Annotated in this window: 13 protein-coding genes and 2 pseudogenes; 4 read left to right on the forward strand and 11 right to left on the reverse strand. The window is 43.6% G+C overall.

The window, feature by feature from the left end; translation table 11 throughout:
- Nucleotides 1–21 precede the first annotated feature (21 nt).
- From AC0OMA_RS18470 to AC0OMA_RS18485, 4 genes and pseudogenes are all read right to left on the reverse strand, one after another.
- A pseudogene (locus AC0OMA_RS18470) lies at nucleotides 22–787 on the reverse strand (tyrosine-protein phosphatase).
- A gap of 49 nt (nucleotides 788–836) precedes the next feature.
- Nucleotides 837–1,553: a tyrosine-protein kinase PtkA gene (gene ptkA, locus AC0OMA_RS18475; RefSeq protein ID WP_042975530.1), complete on the reverse strand. Its 717-nt coding sequence runs from the start codon at nucleotides 1,551–1,553 to the stop codon at nucleotides 837–839.
- On the reverse strand, nucleotides 1,543–2,289 hold the full coding sequence (gene tkmA, locus AC0OMA_RS18480) for a protein-tyrosine kinase activator TkmA (protein ID WP_474222337.1): 747 nt from the start codon (nucleotides 2,287–2,289) through the stop codon (nucleotides 1,543–1,545). Before tkmA ends, ptkA begins: the two co-directional genes overlap by 11 nt.
- 233 nt (nucleotides 2,290–2,522) lie before the next feature.
- On the reverse strand, nucleotides 2,523–2,666 hold the full coding sequence (locus AC0OMA_RS18485) for a YwzD family small protein (RefSeq protein ID WP_003242876.1): 144 nt from the start codon (nucleotides 2,664–2,666) through the stop codon (nucleotides 2,523–2,525).
- A 203-nt stretch (nucleotides 2,667–2,869) separates the two neighbouring features.
- Between AC0OMA_RS18485 and AC0OMA_RS18490 the strand changes: the two genes are divergently transcribed.
- Both AC0OMA_RS18490 and AC0OMA_RS18495 read left to right on the forward strand, forming a co-directional pair.
- Nucleotides 2,870–4,480, forward strand: a complete 1,611-nt coding sequence (locus tag AC0OMA_RS18490; protein WP_123373678.1) for an SWIM zinc finger family protein — start codon at nucleotides 2,870–2,872, stop codon at nucleotides 4,478–4,480.
- On the forward strand, nucleotides 4,467–7,235 hold the full coding sequence (locus tag AC0OMA_RS18495) for a DEAD/DEAH box helicase (protein WP_063334789.1): 2,769 nt from the start codon (nucleotides 4,467–4,469) through the stop codon (nucleotides 7,233–7,235). Before AC0OMA_RS18490 ends, AC0OMA_RS18495 begins: the two co-directional genes overlap by 14 nt.
- A gap of 125 nt (nucleotides 7,236–7,360) precedes the next feature.
- On the opposite strand, the gene ywpJ is transcribed toward AC0OMA_RS18495, so the two are convergent.
- The 4 genes from ywpJ to ywpG all read right to left on the reverse strand — a co-directional run bounded on the left by ywpJ (nucleotide 7,361) and on the right by ywpG (nucleotide 10,026).
- Entirely contained in the window at nucleotides 7,361–8,218 is an 858-nt protein-coding gene (gene ywpJ / locus AC0OMA_RS18500; RefSeq protein WP_474222338.1) for a phosphatase YwpJ, read from the reverse strand.
- 5 nt (nucleotides 8,219–8,223) lie between these two features.
- Nucleotides 8,224–9,000 carry a transcriptional regulator GlcR gene (gene glcR / locus AC0OMA_RS18505; RefSeq protein WP_282627138.1) on the reverse strand — a complete coding sequence of 259 codons (777 nt, stop codon included), beginning with the start codon at nucleotides 8,998–9,000 and terminating at the stop codon, nucleotides 8,224–8,226.
- A 224-nt stretch (nucleotides 9,001–9,224) separates the two neighbouring features.
- On the reverse strand, nucleotides 9,225–9,566 hold the full coding sequence (ssbB, locus tag AC0OMA_RS18510) for a single-stranded DNA-binding protein SsbB (protein WP_063334791.1): 342 nt from the start codon (nucleotides 9,564–9,566) through the stop codon (nucleotides 9,225–9,227).
- Between the two features lie 76 nt (nucleotides 9,567–9,642).
- Nucleotides 9,643–10,026: a DynA interaction protein YwpG gene (gene ywpG, locus AC0OMA_RS18515; protein ID WP_014478204.1), complete on the reverse strand. Its 384-nt coding sequence runs from the start codon at nucleotides 10,024–10,026 to the stop codon at nucleotides 9,643–9,645.
- A gap of 174 nt (nucleotides 10,027–10,200) precedes the next feature.
- On the opposite strand from ywpG, the gene AC0OMA_RS18520 reads away from it, so the two are divergent.
- Nucleotides 10,201–10,611, forward strand: coding sequence for a YwpF-like family protein (locus AC0OMA_RS18520; RefSeq protein WP_015251046.1), 411 nt, complete (start codon nucleotides 10,201–10,203; stop codon nucleotides 10,609–10,611).
- 139 nt (nucleotides 10,612–10,750) lie between these two features.
- On the opposite strand, the gene AC0OMA_RS18525 is transcribed toward AC0OMA_RS18520, so the two are convergent.
- From AC0OMA_RS18525 to AC0OMA_RS18535, 3 genes are all read right to left on the reverse strand, one after another.
- On the reverse strand, nucleotides 10,751–11,389 hold the full coding sequence (locus tag AC0OMA_RS18525; RefSeq protein ID WP_015483797.1) for a class A sortase: 639 nt from the start codon (nucleotides 11,387–11,389) through the stop codon (nucleotides 10,751–10,753).
- A gap of 97 nt (nucleotides 11,390–11,486) precedes the next feature.
- Complete coding sequence (locus AC0OMA_RS18530; RefSeq protein WP_251217760.1) at nucleotides 11,487–17,447, reverse strand: SpaA isopeptide-forming pilin-related protein; 5,961 nt, start codon at nucleotides 17,445–17,447, stop codon at nucleotides 11,487–11,489.
- 317 nt (nucleotides 17,448–17,764) lie between these two features.
- A complete protein-coding gene (locus AC0OMA_RS18535) occupies nucleotides 17,765–18,841 on the reverse strand; it encodes a response regulator (protein WP_047183320.1) in 1,077 nt (358 codons plus the stop codon).
- An 806-nt stretch (nucleotides 18,842–19,647) separates the two neighbouring features.
- Between AC0OMA_RS18535 and AC0OMA_RS18540 the strand changes: the two are divergent.
- Nucleotides 19,648–20,961 (forward strand): annotated as a pseudogene (locus AC0OMA_RS18540) (sensor histidine kinase); the annotation flags it as partial.
- Nucleotides 20,962–21,138 lie beyond the last annotated feature (177 nt).

Below are 21,138 nucleotides of genomic sequence, written 5' to 3' on the forward strand. Positions count from 1 at the left end.
TGGTGAAATGAGAATCGGCTGTTAAAAAAGACCAAACAATTTTCTTCTTTTGACCGGTTGCGGAGGCTGTCTGAAGATGGTCTGATTCCGCAGGAGATGCTCTGCATTTTCCGTCAGCATATAAGGAAGTTCCGAGCCGAATTCTTTCTCTAGAACATAAAGAGCCTCTTGAGTGTGAAAATTTCTCGTTTTCACATTATGGGCATCTGAGGCTACGAAATGGATCAAATTGGCTTCAACCAGCCGGAGAGAAAATGCTTTCAGCTGCTTGCCGAAGGTGCCCCGCAAGACTTCCTGAAGTAATCTGAGATGCTGCTCCTTTTTCCACAAGATGATACAGCAAGGACGGGTTTTCGCGAATTTCCCTGTTGCGTTCAGGATGGGCGATAACCGGAATATATCCTTTCAGCTGCAAATCATAAAAAAGCTGCTCCGCATATCGGGGAACGTGATCAAACGGAAACTCAATCAAGATGTATTTTGTATCATTCAGCGAAAGCAGCTGCTGTTTGGCAAGGTCTTGTTCCACCTCGCCGTAGATTCTGATTTCCTGTCCCGGAAGCACATGTAAAGGAATGTCTTCTTTGATTAAACGTTTGTTTAACTGATCTGCTGCTTCTCTGACTGCGGCTGGCTCGTTTTTATACACACCGTTGTTATGATGAGGTGTCGCAATGATCGTCCGGATTCCCTGACGAACAGCGGCTCTTGCCATTTCTATGCTGTCGGCCGAATCACCTGCCCCGTCATCCATTGCAGGAAGAATGTGACAGTGAATATCGATCATGTCCTAGCCCCCCTTTTTTCGCAAAAATAAATAACGGGCACGATGCACGTTATTTATTTTGCATGAAATTGTCCTTGTTTCCGTAATATCCGTATTCAGAGTGCTTCGAAAGCTTTTTACCGTTCATAATCGCCCCAAGGAGCTTGCTTTTGCACGTTTCAAGCGCCTCTTTCGCTTTTGCGGCTTGTTCTTTTTCTGTTTTCCCGCTTGAAATAACCAGAACAGAACCGTCTGCCACGTTGCCTAAAATCTGTGCATCTGCTACGGCAAGAATAGGCGGCGTATCAAAAATGACCATATCATATGCCGCACACGCTTCGTATGCAAGCTCCTTCATCCACTTCGAGGAGAGAAGCTCGGCCGGGTTTGGCGGGATCGGGCCGCTCGTCAGCACGTCAAGATGTTTTTCATTCGATGCTTGTACAGCCTGCTCCATAGAGCTTTTCTTTAATAAAACAGATGTTAAGCCAACCGTGTTTTCAAGAAAAAAGGCCGTATGTACTGTTGGTTTTCGCAAATCAGCATCAATCAGGAGCACTTTTTTTCCCTGTTGGGCGAATACGACAGCCAGGTTGGCGGCCGTTGTCGATTTTCCTTCCCCCGGACAAGCCGATGTAATCATGACTGATTTCATTTGCCGGTCCACTGAAGCAAATTCTATATTCGTGCGAATCGTCCGATATTGTTCAGAGTTCAAGGATTTCGGCTCTGTCATTGCAATGACATTTCTCCGCATCCACGAGTCTCTGCTTTTTCTAAGCGCCAAAATGTCCACTCCCCGTTTTTTCAGATTGGAAACCCTGTAAGGTCTTTGTTGTTTTCTGCTCATTCGCAATGGTGGAAACTGTCCCTAAAACAGGTATGTCCAGCAAGGATTCGAGCTGCTCTTCCGATTTGATCGTATTATCCAAATGCTCAAGCAGGAAGGCCAGTCCGATGCTTCCCGCCAATCCGGCTGCAAACGCGATGGCAATGTTTAGAAGCGGCTTTGGCGATACAGGGGACGGATGTTCTGAAACCTCGGCTTTTGACAGAATGCTGACATTGTCAACATTCATAATGGATGTGATTTTGTTTTGAAAAACAGATGCTATAGTATTGGCAATATGAGCCGCTGTTTCCGCGTTTTCATCCCTGACTGATATGTTGACCACTTGGGAGTCCTGTTCGCTGGATACGGTAATTTTGTCATTCAGTTCTTGGGATGTCATCGACAGGCCCATTTCTTTAATGACTTCATCTAAGATGGCAGGGCTCTTAATGATGACATTGTACGTATTGATTAACTGAAGATTGGTTTGGACATCGTTAAATTGGACTTCTTTTCGTTCATTTTTCGATTGGTTGACCAGAATCTGAGTTGAATTTTCATAGATGGGTGTAAGTGCGAAGAAACTAATGAGTCCGCCGGCAGCAGTGGCAGCTGCGGTTACAATCATAATCAAAAGTATGCGTTTTGTTAACGTTGATAATATCTCTTTTAAGCTAGTAGATTCTCCCATGATACCTCCAAATCTCTTATAACATCCTTTTCCATTTATGATTATACAACGTTGAAACCGCATTTCTCCAGCTTTTCACGTGACATAATTCGACATTTTTTTACAATGCGTTATGTTAGTACTTTTTATGTAAGCGCTATATTCACTGTGTTGACAGCGCTGTCTCTTTTTCTCTTATTCGTGCAGTCACGTAATCTCGCATAAAAAAATCCCGCTAAAGGCGTGCGGGATTTTTATGTTGCATATCCATTTTTAATATGAGAAATCAAATTTTCAAGCATTTCCTTCGTCGTCATCTCAGATGACTGCTCACCAATTTCATGTGCATGCATCAAAATTTTCAGAAATTCTTCTTGATTCAATTTCTTTTCACTCATCTTTTTTTTCCTTTCAGCTTCCATTAAGTTGAAAACACGATTATTATATGATGCTGGTTATCAATTTGCAATCTCTAATACATCATTCGACACATTCCATTTTTTATGTCCTTTTTTAGGAAAAACTTTTTAAGGCCGATGTGTTGCGATATAATAGAGAAATTGGATCTTTTTATTACGTGACTCGGTTAGGAGCGATAATCATGCTTCAGAATATGATTTCCAAAGACGATGTGCTGGCGTCTGCTGAACAGCTAAAAGAACTTCTTCCTTACAATGAGGAAAATGTTCAGCTGATCAAAAAAGCCCTTATTTTATATCGGCAGGATTCAGTCTATCGTTTACAAGCAGTGAGTCCGACGGAAGTTACGGCTTACGTGCAGGATGTTGTGCCTGTGCGGGTCACATTGAACTTGTTTGTCATAGTCAAAAGCGGCTGTTCATGTCCGTCCGGAAGAATCTGCCGCCATATGCTGGCTGTGTTTTTATATGTATATGCAATGTTCGAGCGAGTGGGTACTTTTACAGAGTATTGGCTGGAGAGGGAAAAGCTTGAGGAAAGCAAAGAGCTCGTCCGCCGCCAGTTTCAGGAAAAGGTGCTGCCTAATGAAGAATCGCTTTCAAGCTGGCTTGCTTTTTTTGATTCAGAGTTTTCTCTCTGGCAGGCACGTACGCCAGAAGGCAGCCAAAACATGCAGGGCCTCTATTACGGCTACCTGTCCGCATTAAAAAAACATGCGCCGAACAAGCCGGAGCTGAAAAGCCTATACCAGATTCATTCCGCGATTGCGGTTTGGCTTCGCATGTTCACATTGATTGAAGCGGGCAAGCTGAACCCCGAACAAGATTTTTATTCCCTCAATCCGTACGTTGAACAGCTGATGGATACAATCTACAGCTCTATTGATAAATTAAAAACATACGCGCTGTCTTTTGCGCTTGATCCGTTTTTGGATAAAACACCGGATGTTATCCGAAACTTGCTGTTGAAAGAAGAAATTTTTCAATATGAACGCATCCGCATCTTCGGTGAAATTTGGAGTGCACTTCTGCCACGACCAAAATGGGTGGCGCGCGAACAGGAGATTTTGAAAAAAGAAGCCGGACGGCGTTTTTCTCCTGAATTACAATTCGGCCGCCTGCATTTGGAATTCCTGCAAAAGAATGATGACGTTATTTTTGCGGAAGCAGATCAATTCCCGCCAGAAGCGCTCCCTTATACATTCCAATGGCTGAGTGAAATGACTGCCAAGAAGGACTGGAAACGGCTTAAAACATGGTACCAGCAAATTGAGCCAATTGCGATGGGTTATACGAAGCTGGATAAGCCGTTTAAAGAGATTCGCGATGTGATCGGCGAGCTGTTCCTTCTGTTGAATGCCTATGTGAAGCAAACCAATGATCAAGCGCTGTTTGAGCGCTTTGCCGCGGGCTGTCTGCCGTATACGTTCACAGAATACAGCCATCATTTATATGAAAAAAAACGCTATGCCGAGTGGATTGAAATTCATAGCCTTGTCGGCTTTTCCATCAATGAAATGGATAAAATGATGCTCAAGGAAATTGCAGCGAGCGACCCTGAGGCGCTTATACCGGCTTACCATAGAGAAGTGGCTTTTTTCATTGATCAGAAGAACCGCAGCTCGTACAAGGAAGCCGCCCGGTATTTGAAAAAATTGCGCACCCTGTACAAAAAAGCGAAAAAGCAGAAGGTGTGGGAGCGGTATATTCAGCTGCTGAGCTCGCATTACAAGCGCCTGCGTGCGCTTCAAGAAGAACTGCAGAAAGGAAAGTTGATTGATGGCGAGTCTTAAAGAAATTCTCATCCACGTCGAACAAATGGAAGATGGGTCATTTACGCTCTCAGCCTTTGATGAAAATGAGCAGCCTCTTCCCTACAGCCATATGAAAAAGCATTTGTTCCAATGGCATGAATCCTCATTTTACGGAACCTTTCTAGAGGATGTCAGCTTCATCGGGACGACTGCTGTCCTGCTATCTCCATGGATGACTGTAGAGCTTCTCGGCAAAAACTCGTTCAACTCATTCAGCTCCGTGCAGCTTACAGAAGAAACGGAGCCGCTGATCGAGGCGGCATCGACCATCTATGAATTTATCGCGGACGGCGATTTTCTGCCTGACTATGACGCATGGACAAACGGTGTTTTTCGCTGGAAGGACCGCGATAATATACTGGAAGGCTTTACTGCGGAATGGTTTTCCGCTGCCGTACAGGATTACATCCAATACGACGATGACCTGCGGGAGAAATGGGAACATATCAAGGAGAAATCGCCTGCGGTTACGTCATTCCGCGGCCATTTTCTTGATGAAGAGGATTTTCTGGAAGGCATTGGCTGGATTGACGACCAATCTCCATTTACTGTCGGCTTGCGCTTAAATGAACCAGACTTTGACGGAGACGAATGGAAGATCGAGATGTTTTTACGCGATAAAAAGAGCGGCGCTGTAGAATTCTTTGACGGACTGAAAAGCCTCAAAAAATCGTGGCAGGCGTACAGCGATAAAATCGCGCGTGAGCAGGACCGCTTTCACAGAACGGTTCCGTGGCTGTCGTTTGATTCTGGGACAACGCTGATCTCGGAGGAAGAAGCCTGGATCTTCCTGTCAGAAGCAAGTGAGACGCTTGTCGATATGGGGGTAGAAATCCTCCTGCCGTCCTGGTGGCAGATTGTCAGAGACAGCAACATGATGCTGAAAGCAAAGGTGTCTTCCTCCCCGCGCGGCGAGTCATTTGTCGGCATGAATGCACTGCTTGATTTCAACTGGCGGTTTGCGACAAATGGAATTGAACTGACTGAGGCTGAATTTAATGAGCTTGTCGCCAGCAACAGGCGCCTTGTTAATATCCGCGGGCAATGGGTTAAAATCGATCCGCAGTTTATCAAACAGATGAAACGCCTGATGGAAAAAGCAGAATCAGAGGGACTCCACATGTCTGATATTCTGGCGCGCGAGCTAATGGATCAGCAAGAGGGCGGACTTGAGGATTCGGATCTGATTGATACATCCGCTTTCGCCGGCATTCAGTTTGATCTGTCTAAACAGCTCAGGTCACTGATTCGAAAGCTCACTGCCGCGGAAAACCTGCCGGAACACGAAGTCAGTCCTTCTTTCAAAGGAACGCTCCGCCCTTATCAGAAATACGGCATGAACTGGCTGTTGTTTCTGCGGGAAAGCGGTTTTGGCGCCTGTCTGGCTGACGATATGGGGCTTGGGAAAACGATTCAAATGATCGCCTATTTCCTTCACGTGAAGGAAAGCGGCCGGCAAAAAACGCCTCATTTGATTATTGCGCCGACATCCGTACTTGGCAACTGGCAGCGGGAGCTTCAAACCTTTGCCCCTGATCTGTCTGTCGCGCTCCATTATGGGCCGCGCCGGCCAAAGGGTGATGATTTCGCCGCGCATTATGAAAACGCAGACGTGGTGCTCACTTCATATGGACTGTCACATGCCGATACTGAAGAGCTTTCTTCTGTGACATGGAACACGATCTGCCTTGATGAAGCGCAAAATATTAAAAACGCGCATACGAAGCAATCACGCGCAATCAGGAAGCTGAAGGGGCTTCACCATATCGCGCTGAGCGGCACGCCGATGGAAAACCGACTGACTGAGCTGTGGTCCATTTTTGACTTTATGAATAAAGGCTACCTCGGCAGTTTGACCGGCTTCCATAAACGCTATGTGCTGCCGATCGAAAAAGACCGGGACGAAAAGAGAATCGGACAGCTTCAGCAATTAATCCGGCCATTCCTTCTCCGCCGGACGAAACGGGATGAAGAGGTCGCGCTTAATCTTCCTGAGAAGCTGGAAGAAAAAGAATTTATCCCGCTGTCAGCCGAACAGGCATCCCTTTATGAGCAGCTCGTTAAAGACACTTTTGACCATATGACATCCCTGACCGGCATGCAGCGAAAAGCGCTGATCCTCAGCATGCTTGGACGGCTCAAGCAAATATGCGATCATCCCGCGCTTTATTTAAAGGAAGAGCAAACCGAGCTGCTTGCCGGCAGATCAGTCAAGCTCGAAAAATTGCTGGAACTGATGACAGCGATCCGCGCCCAAAACGAAAGCTGCCTAATTTTCACGCAATACATTCAGATGGGGAACATGATGAAGCGGCTGCTTGAAAAAACGTTCGGGGAACCTGTGCAATTTTTAAATGGGAGTCTCTCCAAGCAAGAGCGGGATACACTCGTTGAGAAATTTCAAAGGAAAGAATATCCGACACTGATTCTCTCACTCAAAGCTGGAGGCACCGGACTTAATTTGACCGCCGCCAATCACGTCATCCATTATGACAGATGGTGGAACCCGGCGGTTGAAAATCAAGCGACTGACCGTGCATACCGCATAGGCCAGGAGCGCTTTGTCCACGTTCATAAAATGATTACGACGGGAACAATCGAAGAAAAAATTGATGTCATGCTTGAATCTAAGCAAACCCTGAACGATCAAATTATCCAAAGTGAAAACTGGATTACCGAGCTTTCCACACAGGAGCTCGAAGAACTGTTTACATTAAGCGCTACAGCGCAATAATCATGACTAAAAAAGCTGGCTCTAAAAGAGCCAGCTTTTTTCCGTACATAGCCGTCACGCCGAACTTCCAAAAAATCCGTTACGCCGGTTATCAACAGGATGCGCTTTTGTGGCAGCACATATACTTACAACAAATGTTTCATCATATGTGCGACACCATGTTCGTCATTGGTTAAGGTGACAGCATCGGCTATCGATTTGATGTCTTCCCGGGCATTGCCCATCGCTACACCTTTTCCCGCAGCCTCCAGCATCGATTTGTCATTTAAACTATCACCTACAGCAGCGGTTTCCTCGAGCGGAATATTCAGCTGTTTTGCAAGCCTCTTCAGCGCCTGCCCCTTGGAAGCTTTGCGGGAAGAAAGCTCAAAGTTGTGCTCAGCCGAACTGACAAGCGTCAAATCTTCGGCATGCTCATATCTTTTCCAGCCTGCCTCAAGCTTTTCTTTAAAGAAAGAAAAGCCGAGAATATTATAAAAATCGATTGGCTGATCGGCTTCAAACAGCTCTTGAAAGGAGTTAATGTAAGCAAAGCCCGATTGGCTGTATTGCACCTCGGCCGCCTGCTTAAGGACAGAAAGATCCGCTTCCGGATTTGCGCTTCTGAATCTGTCCAGCTCAACATCAAGAAGTTCTCTGCCGTTTTGCGGTGTATAAATCGCTGAACCTGTGAATACCTCATAATAATAGTTTTCCGCCTCAAGCCATAAGAGAATATCATACGCCCGTTTCTTATCAATCGTTTCGTGATGATAAAGCCTGCCGTCGGGATCGTGAATGACGGCGCCGTTTGCACTGATGACCCATGTTTTGATCCCCAGCGGTTCAAAGATTGACATGACGTCAAAATGAGCGCGCCCAGTTGACACCACCACTTCAATGCCATCCCGCTGCGCCTGCCGCAGTGCGTTTTCATTTTCCAAGCTTACCTGATGCTTGCTGTTGAGTAAGGTTCCATCTAAGTCAATCGCAATTAATTTCACGTTTGTCAGTCCTTTCCTTCATCCTGCTCTGTCACGAGAAGCTCAACGCCGTTTCGGTCAAGCAAGTCACAAAATGCCTGATTCGGCAGCCTGTCTGTAATCAAGAGGTCGATTTCATTCAGTTCCGCATACTGATAAAAACTGGTGCTGCCCAGCTTCGAATGGTCTGCAAGCGCGATGACCTGCTTTGCCTGCTGTATCATTTTCCGCTTCACCATGCCATCCTCTTCATGCGCAATTGTAATGCCATGTTCGGAAATACCGACCACACCAATCAGCGCTTTATCAACATGGTAGCTTGAGAGTTTTTCAATCACAGAGGACCCGTACAGAAAGCGGTGCTCCTTTTCCAGCTTGCCTCCCAGCAGATAAATTTCAATTCCCTCTTTATCGGACAGCACATCCGCAAGATTAATCGAATTGGTGATTACCGTACAATCAACCGCATTCAAATGCTTTGCACATGCCTGAACAGTTGTAGAGGCGTCTAAAATCACCCGGTCACCATCATGAATAAGCGATGCTGCAAGCTTGCCGATTTTATTTTTTTCCTCAGACACTGTTTTCAGGCGGCCGGAATAGCTTTGAATTTTCTGATGCACAGTCGGCAAAATGGCGCCGCCTCTTGTGCGGATGATGGCATTCTGTTCCTCAAGTTTCACAAGATCTCGTCGCGCTGTATCCCTTGACACTTGCAGGAGCGTACAGATCTGCTCCGTTGTAATTCGGTTATGCTGTTTTAAAAAATCCAAAATCGCTACTAATCTTTCTTCTTGGTACACGCCCTCATTCCTTTTCTCAGCAATCATTTATAAGCAATTATAAGTTTTTATCTAAATTTATTCAACATTAATAAGTGATTTTAAGTAAAAATGCGTCGAGAGAACCAATTTTTCCTAAGTGGACAAAAAGAAAGAACCAGTCTGGTCGACTGGTCAATTTTGAGGGGATGATGCGAAGATCCGGATAATAGTGAATGGATAGATAACGGGAGGAGCAAGGGGTGTCAATCAGCAGCTTTTTCCCGGGGTTTAGGGTCCATAAAACGAACAGTGTCAGCCAACACTTCTGTTACATACACGTTAACGCCTTCCGCGTTTTCATAGCTTCTTGTCTGAATCCGTCCGCTTACGCCGATGAGAGAACCTTTTTGGCAATACAACGCCGTGTTTTCAGCTGTTTTTCTCCAAAGTGTGCAATTGACGTAATCAGCTTTGATTTCGCCTGAAGCATTCTTGAAACTGCGGTTCACCGCGAGCGTAACATGTGCAACTGCCGCACCGGCGGAAGTGTAGCGAAGATCAGGATCTTTTGTAAGACGTCCGACAAGCATGACCTGATTGAACATGCGATTCCTCCTCTCCTTGCGGTTGTATGTATTGTAAATGATGCAACAAGAAAAGAAAAACGCTTAAAAATGACTTTCAGCCTCTGTTTTTATCTTTCGTTTTCATTTTTCCTTCAGCTAAAAACATCTTTTGCTTTTTTCCTTTAAAGAAATATGTACTTTTTAAAAAACGGAAAAAGATTTGCTTTGTCAGCCAGTTTTGCGTATTCATGCGCACATAGGAAGAGCCATCCCACGCAAACCACTGAAAGCTCAATTTTTTTTCCGGCATTGACAGCTTGATTTTATACTGCTCCATGCCATCTTGTGTTTCGTATAAAAAACTTATTCTTCCTTTTTTGTTTAGATGAACCTCAAACACTTCTTTACGGCTTAACATGTATGTTACTTCCTTTTGAATCAAATGGCTTTCAGAAGGAGCGCCGTCAATATAAATTTCTTTTAAACGAAATTGATTCATACCACATCTCTCCGTAATCCATAGTCAGTTACAGTATAATGAAAAAATAGAAATTATTAAATGTTTCGCTCATACAAAATTCTTTAGCCCCAGCATTGCAGGATTTTTTCCTCGAAAACGTTTATGTTATAATGGAAGGCAAGAAAACTTTGGAAGTAATCGGGGTGAGAAGAAATGAAAACCTTTAAACTGGTTGACCTGAATGTGGAACGAGTGGACAAGGAAGAACAATCAATTGAACAGTTTCCCCTTATTGACGGACTGATTATAAATAAAGAAGACGGTGAAAATCACTGGCTGATTGAGGCGCTTGTACAGAAAGAACATATGTCTTTTTTTGAACAGCTTCAAAACAGCCAATCTGAAGCCAAAGTATTTGTAACGATCACGAAAAAAAGCAATCGCCCCGCCCAGCTGACAGCAGCAGTGAAAAATATCGTCAAGCTGGAAGAAAGCATCCAGGTTTTACTCTACGGACAAATGGTCACAAGAAAACAGCAGGGCACTGAAACCATTCTCGAGTCCCTTGTAAAAGAGGGCTATACAGGAACAAAACTCATTGAGGCATTTAAGCAAAAATTATAAGTATGAGGGGGCATGTTCCCCAAAACAGACACAGAACCGAAGAACATCACAATAGACATTTTGAATAGATATGTTCTGCATGAAAAAAGCTGCCGTTTTGAACGGCAGCTTTTCTCTTCGTGCTTTCACTCTTGCATATTTAATTTGTATGGCCAAAAGAATCAACCAATTCCCCTTTCACAACAAGGCGCCCTTCAGTTTTGACAGCCTTGTCACAGGTGATTAACGTAATCTCTTTTTTGTTTGTCTCCTCAATTACATCTGCATCCATTTCCGATATGATGTCTTTAGATGTTACAGAATAGATATAATCCTTTTTAAAATCCGTGATGACAATTTGGGCACCTGTTTTTATGTTTTCCAGAGGTCCGAACAGAAGACTCTTTTGCTTCAAATGATGGCCCGCCAACGGATAATTTCCCTCGCCCATTTTTTGATCCGGGCGCATTGTTGCCGCCCCTATCAAAAGATTTTCATTGGTTGTGCCTTTTACGATCGGAAGCTCCAGATCGACACTTTTAATTGTTATCCGACCGATAACCGCTTTTTGATCGTGATCAAAGCCGGCCTTTACAGCATCCATTAACTCAGGCGGCTCGATTGAATCAAATTCAAATTCCGCTTCTCTCTCATTATTTTTTTTCAGCTGCTCCACAGTTAAGGCCGATTCACTCTGGCTTTTGCTAAGATAAGCTATAATTCCACCTTTGATATAAGGAGAAGAGAGCAGCAGCAGTCCGAAAAGGATGAACACCGTAATGATCATTTTCTTGTACATGCAAAAAACCCTTTCTTATGCATCCTTCTAAAAACGCTTCGTGTCACTTTTCAAAAAAGCACCTGATCGATTCTTCGATGATCAGGTGCCTTCAACTTTATCCTTTTCTTTGTTTCTTTCTTGAGGCAACAGCTAAGCCTCCGCCTGCCATAAGGAGCAGGATACCGATCATTGCTGTCAGCATGCTGTCTGTATCTCCGGTTTTTGGGAGGGTTTTGTCTGTGTTCGACTGACCATCCGAGCTGCCATTTGTACCATTGGTATTCGGATGATCTCCATCGTCTTTTCCATTTCCACCCGGTGCAGGTTTATCAGGATGATCATGCTTATCAGGCGTTGGTGTTTTCACTTTTTGATTAGAAACAACGATCTCAACAGCTTTTGACTGTCCTTTTTCAATTGTGAATTCAATCGGTGTTTCGTCAAGTTGGTAACCTTCGGGTGCCTTCGTTTCAATCAACTGGTAGCTTCCCGGCGCAAGGCCTTTTACAGTGAACTGCCCATTTTGATCTGTTTTCCAGAGTTTAGAAAGCTCTTTTCCATACCCGTCAGTTTTTACAGGCTTGCCGCTTTCGTCCAATAACTTGAATTCAGCGCCCTCCAAAACGGTATTTTTATCGTCTTGATCCACTTTTTTCACATTTACGTCACCTGGTGCCAATATGTTTTCCGCAGTGATTTCGACTGGTTTCGTGTCTGTATTTGTGATCTTGAACGATATAGGAGTTTGGTCCAACTCATAATCCTTAGGCGCTTTTGTTTCGACAAACTGATAATCGCCAGCTTTGAGGCCATGCACTGTGATTTGTCCTTTGTCATCGGTAACCAAACCGGACTTCAGCACTTTGCCGTTGGCGTCTGTCAAATTGAACTCTGCGCCTTGCAGAACTTTATGTTGATCATGCTGATCCACTTTTGTGAGGACAACCCGGTTCTTCGTATTAACCGCTGTTACTTCAACTTGTTTAGGTTTGCCGCCGTTTTCTGCCTTAATGGTGAATGGCACAGGGATGGCGGATAATAGATATCCGGCTGGCGCCTGTTTTTCGATAAATTGATAGCTTCCCGGCGCTAACCCGTCAACTTCAATTTTGCCGCCTTCTTTTGAGACTAGATCGTCTCTCACTGTTTTCCCATTGCTGTCCGTTATTTTGAATACCGCGCCTGCTAAGCCTTTTCCATCCTGATCTTCCTTCGTCAGCTGAACCGATCCTTGATAGTTCACGACGATCCCGGCATCCGCGGATTTTGGCTTTCCTGCTGCTGATTCAGAAATGGTAAACTCTTTTTTCTCCGTGTTTAGCACATAACCGGCTGGCGCTTTCGTTTCAACAAAGGCGTAACGTCCCGGCGCAAGGCCCGAAGCCTTTACTTTTCCATCTTTATCGGAAGTCAGCTCTTCTTGAACCGTATTTCCTTCCTCGTCGACAATGTTGAATACTGCACCTTCAAGCTTCTGCCCTTCAGCATTTTCCTTCGTCAACTCAACAGAGCCTTTATGATTAATGGCGATCCCGGCATCTGTAGCTTCAGGCTTTCCTTCAGAGGAATCAGAAATCTCAAACTCTATTTTCTCAGTGTTCAGCACATAACCGGCTGGCGCTTTTGTTTCCACAAAAGCGTATTGTCCCGGTGCAAGGCCTGAAGCTGTGACTTTCCCGTTTTTATCTGAGGTCAGTCCTTCTTGAACCGTATTACCTTCCTTGTCGATAATCTTAAAGACGGCTCCTTCAAGCTTCTGGCCATCTGCATCTTCCTTCGTCAGCTCAACAGAGCCTTTATCGTTAACGGCGATTCCGGCATCTGCGGCTTCAGGCTTTCCTGCTGCTGATTCTGAGATGGTAAATTCTTTTTTCTTTGTATTCAGCACATAGCCGGCTGGCGCCTTTGTTTCCACAAAGGCGTAATGGCCCGGTGCAAGGCCCGAAGCCTCAATTTTTCCGTCTTTATCTGAAGTCAGCTTCTCTTGAACGATCTTTCCATCTTGATCGACAATGTTGAATACTGCGCCTTCAAGTTTCTGGCCTTCAGCATTTTCCTTCGTCAGAGAGACTTTTCCTTGATAATTGGTCATTGCCCCCAAATTGACGTCAGACACTTGATTCTTTTCATTCTTTGCGATTGAGAAGTGAATCGCTTTTGTATTTACGATAAAGCCTTCAGGAGCTTGTGTTTCTGTCAAGCGATAGTAGCCCGCCGGCAAACCGTTCATTTCTACTTTTCCGTCTTTATCAGATTTTATATCTGTTCGTATGAGAGTATAGGTGCCGTCATTTGACTTTTTCTCCAGCTTGAAAACAGCACCCGCCAAAGGATTGTTTTGTTCGTCTTGTTTGATAAGCGTCACCTTGTTCTGTTGATTTACGACTTTGTACAGCGCTCCTGGCTTGGAGGAGTTGCTGTCTATCTTTACAGAGACTCCTTTTGCATAAGCATCACTGATGGTATATCCGTCAGGCGCTTTTACTTCTTTTAATACATAGGAACCGTAGCGAATATTTCCGAATGTAAGCTTCCCGCTGGCATCCGTCGTACCAGTGCGGAGGAGCTGTTTGGAGTCCTCAGACCATAACTGGAATTCTGCTCCGTCAAGAGCTTTATCGTCCACTCCAGTCTTAAAAATCGTCAGGCTTCCTTTTTCTCCGGATCCGGAACCGTCGCCGCTTGAAATGGCAACAAAGATCGAGCTGCTGTTTTCTTGAGTCTGCTCCTTCACATTTGTTCCTGAAATGGACACCTTATTTTTAACATGGCCGCTCGTGCCGGCTATGTTAATCAGAGACCGGTATTTGATTACATAGGCGCGGTCAATTTGCTTATAGCTGCCTATGAATCTCAGGACAAACGATTGTTCACCTGTTGTATTGTCCGTTTTGATGTCTAACGTGTAATCTTTGTCTTTTTGAAGCTCGAGATCGCCCGCGGTCAGATTTCCGCTGCTGTCTTTGACCACTCCGTTTTCATCATACTTTGCTTGATATACTTTAAAAGAATCTGCATCTAGTATTTGATTTTCATCCGGCGTATCAGTAACTTTTACGTCATCCAGCGTTGATTGGCTGGAGTTGACATTGATGTTCCAATCGATGTAGCTTCCATTTTGTTTGCCGCCTTTAAAAACCAGGCTTCCTCCGTTCGTAACTGAAACAGAGCCTGTCAACGTGCGGTCTGCATAACCGTCATTATAGTATGTTGCCTTGTTTGTATACTGATTCTGATCAATGACCTGTCCTTTGAATGATGTCTTAAACTCAATCAGATATGGTACAGAATCGCCTGTTTTAAGGTGTACCGTCAGCGTGCGTTCATTTTTCGCAGAAGGCTCTTCGACATCATACTTGGAAGGATCAAGCGCGTCTCCTTCTGTGATCGAGCCGTTTTTATTGATCGTATAACTCTTAACGACAACGGAACCTGGCACAAATTGCTGAGGATCTGTTATGGCATCTTTGATATAAGGGTTTTTCGTCGGCTCGCCGTTATAGTTGACACCGATTTTCCACGTGATTTCCTTTGAAACCGCGTTGTATGAGCCGTTTTTGAAACCATTATTTGAAGTCTGATGATTCGGCGTAAAACCGCTTGATACCTTATTCGTGCGCTCAGTGCCGTTTTGATCAGTCCATGTCGACTGAGCTGTATTCTTAACGCTTTCGTTAGAATAATCGGCATTGAATGTTGTCGTATAAGTGATCTTAAATTGACTGTCTGTTTTTGCATAATCTCCGATCAATGCCAAAGTAAAGCCTTTATGATCAGGTTTTTTTGTTAACGTGTAGTCTTTGTCTTTCTGTAATGTTTTGTTGTTCGTTGTGTCTTGAAGCTTGAACGATTCATCAAGCAGAACCATTCCGCCGCTTTCAAATTGGTCATCTAAAGTCCAATTGTTCATCAAGTATTTATTTTTATTAACTGTAATCGTCCAATCAACCGTCTTCTTCTCATAATCAACGTTTGAATATCCTTTGATGAGATTCTGCTGAATGGCTATTCCAGAAGCCTCTTTCGAATCCCCTGTTCCGGTCACAACGCTATTGGTGTATGTTGTAGATTTATCAATGATCACTCCGCTGTTGACCTTTGTTTGATATATGATTTTGTAAGCGCTCGTTACGTTTTTATTAAATTTGACTTCAAATCCGCTTCCATTATCGATGAGCGTGTAGTCCTCGCCTTCCTTTAAAGGCGTGCCCGCTTGCTCACTGCCATTCTGACCAAAGGTAATAGGAATAACCTTCAAAGAATCTTTCACAAGATGCAAATCACCAGTTCCAAAAGAATCTTTAATACTGGCCTTGGATTGGTCGATCTGTTTCTCACCGTAGTTGTATGCAAGAGCCCAGCTGAATGTTTGAGATTCTCCATCATAGCCGGTCGATGATTTCGCGATCATTTTTCCATACTTGGCTGCAACAGTGGCTTCTGCAGAAATGGGTTCCAGGTTGTCTCCGCTGAATGCCGCCTTATTCGTCAGCGTTATATTTCCGCCTTCACTCGGCTTCGCACTATTGTCAATGTCGGTTTCGTATACAAGGCGGTAGGCTGAATCAATTGTCCCGTCAAATGTGACATTTCCTTTTGAATCAACACTGTAGCCGGAAGAAACTTCATTTCCTCTGCTGACAGAACCATCAATGTTCACATTGAGTTCATACACTTTAACTGAACGGTAGATTACGCCATCTGGAAGGCTTTCCGTGAGTTTGGCATTTTTGACTTGATCCAACTTTTTATTGACATCGACCGTCCATGTTACTTTACCAGGGTTGATGCCTTTATCCAGCACACCTGATTTATCAATGGTTTTACTCACATTGGGTTTAAAATAAACTGTTGTTTCAGGAGTATCGGAATTTACAGGGAATGGAATCTTTTGTGTTGTCGAACCCGTTATTTTTTTCTCGTTGAACTGCGTATTGATAACCAATGTGCCTTTGACATTAGAACTGTCTTTTACCTCGCCGTTAAATGTCATCACCACATGTCCGTTCGTATTAATAGAAAATGTCCCGTAGGTGGTGTCTCCGGCGCCTAACGGCAGGTTCACAATGTCATTATGCATAATAAATTCTTTAGGCAAATCAAATTCATATTTATCGCCGGCATTGATCGTTTTTCCTAAATCGTCAGGAATAGCCCAATCAATTGAAATTTTCACCGGAGAATTCGTATTGGCGCGATTGCCCTTGTCATATGGCTTTCCGTTTTCGTCCGTCAATGTCACGCCGGTTAAAATGTTTTGCGTGATTTGTTTTTCTTCAGTTTGCAAGCTTTTGAAAGCTGATTGACTTGAGGATGACACTTTTTTTGAATCATCACTCTTAGAGGATTCGCCGCTCTTAGAGTCTGACGGTTGCTGTTCTTCCTCTTTTTGATCCTTGCTGACTGAAGGTGCAGGTTTGTCATCTGTCCCTTCCTGATCACCCGCAGTATCAGAAGAGTCATTTTTTGGATCTTCCGCCTCGGCATCTGGTGTCTCCTCTTTCTTAACAGGGATGATCACCTGCTGGGTTTTGCCTCCCCCTAGCTGAAAAAGGGCTGTTGCTGTATGTTCATCGTCTTTTACATCTGCAGTAAATTTAGCTGACAATGTAATGGTCCCCTTGGCATCAGGAGAATCCGCAGATGCAGTTGTTAATTTTACCTTCATGGTGCTGCTGCCCGCCGGCACTTGATAGCTGCCGATGACCTGATCAGCAGATTTGATCTCACCTTCTGCACCTTTATCAAATGTAAAACTTTTAGGTATCTCCACATTGATATCCTGTTCGCTATCTGCTTTTTTGTCTTTTTTCAATGACCATTCATATGTCAGTTTCACTTCGTCCCCCGGTGTTAGTGCCGGTTTGTTTCCTTTTGATCCGTCAACAATCTGGCCCTTGGCGTCCTTAACTGTTACCGAATCGAAGAATTGGCTGTCACTTGACGTTACGTCCACAGCCTGTGCTGTAAGAGTATAGCTGGCGATCTGGCTGAAGAAGAAAAAGATGGCAAGGCTTATGATCATAACGATCCGCCCGCTTTTTTTCAGCCCTAAGGGAAAACTCCTCGTTCTCAACTTTTCATTCCTCCCTTTCTTATCTATCTTTCACTTGCCGATTGATCCGCGAGACCATAACATCATGTCTCATCCCCCAAAAAGAACTGCTAATACCGAATGAGTTTCAAAACTAAGATTTGCCATCCGAACCAAACTACATTGTATGAAATGGAACTATACAATTTCTGTACAACTCAGAAATCATGTATGATTGAAGTGAATTGGAGAGAGTTGAAGTTTCACCCAGGAGACATATGGCGAGGGCCTTCCCTTTAAGTGCACAAAAAAACCAGTGTGCATCGAAAGGCAATCGACACATACTGGTTTGGAGTTCTTTAATTAATTTGATCCTTCATTTGTTTATAACGCTGATATTCTTTTATCGCCTCTTCTACCTTCCCGTTTTTGTTGAATAGCTGCAGCTTGTATTGCATAATTTTATGATCGCAAGGCTCAATTTTCTCCGCTTGCAGGCAAATGTCCATCGCTTGATGATCGTTCATTTCATGAATATGATAATCGATCAGTTCATAGGCCTTTCCAAGCCAAAGCTGGGAAAGACGCGTCTTTTCCGGTTCTGCCCAAAGATAACCGTGCTCCATTAGGTAATGATTTTGATAGGACATGAAAATATCCATGTGCAGAAGTAATGTAGCCGTATTGAGCGGCGGCGCCCCTTTTAGTGATTTTTCCCATTCGACAACATCGATTTTTGCGCCTGAAAGCCGAAGAATATATCCAGTATCAGTCTTCTCGATAGTTTGGCTGAAAGGGATCTGGCTGAATAATTTTCGTATTTGATAAATGGTTGAGTAAAGTTGGGTGCTTGCTTTTGAAACATCGTAATGAGGCCAAAAAAGATCGATTAGCATGTCTTTACTGACCACATGGCCTTGATTGTGAAGCAAAAATAAGTATATTTCACGTGCTTTCGACGTTCTCCACTTGACTGGAATGCTTGTTTTGACATCCTTTAAGGTTTGATGAAACTGCAAGCTCCCAAAACATTGGATGGAAAAATGCGCCTCGGTATTTTCTGCATTTTGTCTGAGCATATTATTCGTTTTGATTCGTTCAACAGTTGTCTCAAGCCGCTTGTATATGACAGGCTTCAGCAAATAATCAATGGCATTCAGCTCAAACGCTTTGATAGCAAACTCATTATAAGCCGTGATGAAAACGACTTGGATGTTTTCATTCATCGATTGAATCGCCTCAGCAAGCTCAATGCCGTTTACCCCCGGCATTTCAATATCAAGAAACACCGCATCTACAGCAGGAGTCTCAGGATGCTCTAAGGCCTCAACCGGATCTTGATACGCCATAATAGATTGAAAGGCGTTTGTTCGTTCAAGCATTTTCTTAAAATGAAGCAATGCCAAGTGCTCATCATCAACAATTAACGCTTTCACAAAACATCCCACCCTATATGTAAAATCGAGATATCAGTAAATAACTTCTATTATATCATGACAAATAACCCCTTTATCTGGATTCTTTTTCTTTCTATTGTAGTTTTTGAAATTTTACACTTACAATATTTATAAAAAAGTAGGAATTTAGAATGATCCTATTTGAATAAAGGAGCCATGATATGAAAGAGAAATTGATCTTCACTTCGATTATTTTCGGTTATGCTGCATTCTTTATGGGCTTCATAGCCATTGACCATTTTTCCGGATCAACGCTTCCTGCGGCAAGGCATGGGGTCATGAACTTGGAGAATTGGGATTTTCAGAAGGATGGGAATGTACAGCTGAACGGAAAATGGACATTGTATCCAAATCAGATTCTGTCACCAAAAGAGATTGCTTCAGCAAAAGGAAAAGATTCTCTCTTCGTTGATGTCCCCAGCAATGTGAAGCTAGCCAAGCAGGGTATCAATGTGGATTACGGAACGTACAAGCTGACCATCAGATCAAAGCAAAACAATCAGGTTTTTGGGATCAGCACGTCGTTTATTTACAGTGCCAATCGCATCTATTTTAATGGACAATTCATTGGCCAAAGCGGCAGCCCTTCAGATAAACCTGATTTTGCGGCACAAAACCGCCCATATACGAGCTTTTTTACGCTTCACAAGGGTGACAATGAACTTGTCGTACAATTTTCGAACTTCGGAAAAACGCCGGGATGGGGAATCGCAAAGCCAATTACTATTGGCACCCAGGAGCAAATAGTCCGGGAAAACAAAATTTCCTTTCTTAATGATACAATCATGATTACAGCTTTTTTCATTACCGGATTATATTTTCTGGGCTTTTTTCTGCAAAGAAAAAAAGATAAACATTTGTTGTTTTTTTCTGTTATGTGTCTTCTGTTTTCGTTCATTATTCTGATGATCGGAAAAGAGCGGATTATATTTCTCCTTTATCCGTCAATTTCATTTTCATTGCTAAATTCATTGAGGGCCATCTCTACAGTGCTTGTCAGCATTGCGGTTTTTCTTTATCTCTATTTTGCTTACAGAGAGATTGTTTCAAAGCGTTTTATTCGCATAGCCACCGTTTCTTCCGGGCTGGTCTTAGTCACAGATTTTTTAACTGTCGGTTTTATCGGCCATGCCTCGTACATCTTACATTCTGTGCTAGCCGTCTCGACCTTGGTTTATATTACATATATTTTTACGATTGCTGCGATCCGCAAAATGGAAGGAAGTCTGTATCTGACCATCGCCTCTATATCAATGAGTGCTTTTGTCATTTTAACCACCATTTCAGCTTACAGCGGCAAAACAGCCTTTTCTTTTAATTCGATTTATTCATTGCCAACAGTTATCGCTTTGCTGGCGATCGTTCTGCTGATGGCGCAGCAATTTGCCGGAGCATTCCGTGAAAATGAAGTGCTGTCGTGGAAATTGCTCAGAATTGACCGGCTAAAGGATGAATTTATTGCCAAAACATCACATGAATTTAAAACACCGCTGAACAGCATCATTAATATATGCCAGACCCTGCTGGCCGGCAAGGGAAAAAGAACGATAGAAGAAGAGAAAGAAAATATGCAGCTCGTCATCCGCATGGGCTACAGGCTGTCCAATCTGGTAAATGACATCCTGGATTTAGAAAAAATAAAGCAAGGCATGCTTCAAATCCACCCGGTTCCTGTTGATATTTATACTTTAGTTTGTTCGGAAATGAATTTCTACAACCTCTTATCGAGACATAAAAACTTAAATATCATGAACCATATCCCAGACGATCTTCCTTTGGTGCTCACAGATGAAAACCGCTTCCGCCAAATATTAACCAATTTAGTAGACAATGCAATCAAATATACAACAGAGGGCCAAATCACACTTTCTGCTTCAAGACTGAACGATAACATGATCAAAGTGACAGTAGCAGATACAGGAAGCGGCATTTCAGAAGCCGATCGCCAAACCATCTTTGAGTCTTTTCAGCAAGCCGAAAAGAATAAAGACGATGGTGCCGGTCTTGGCCTCAGCATTGTCAAACAGCTGGTTCAGCTCCAAAACGGAGATATTTGGGTCGAATCAGAAGAAGGAAAAGGTTCGGCATTCCATTTCACCTTCCCGATCGCCCAAAATGAATCACTCTCTGAAACAAAGAAACGTCTTCCTGAATTACAATCCGAGAGAGATCTATCAGATATCTCATTTAGCACGCCTTATTACTCTGAGAGTATTGACGCTCCAACCATTCTGATTGTCGATGATAACATTGACAGTTTAAAAATTTTAAACGAT

It is taken from the genome of Bacillus sp. AMCV2 (assembly GCF_056033925.1).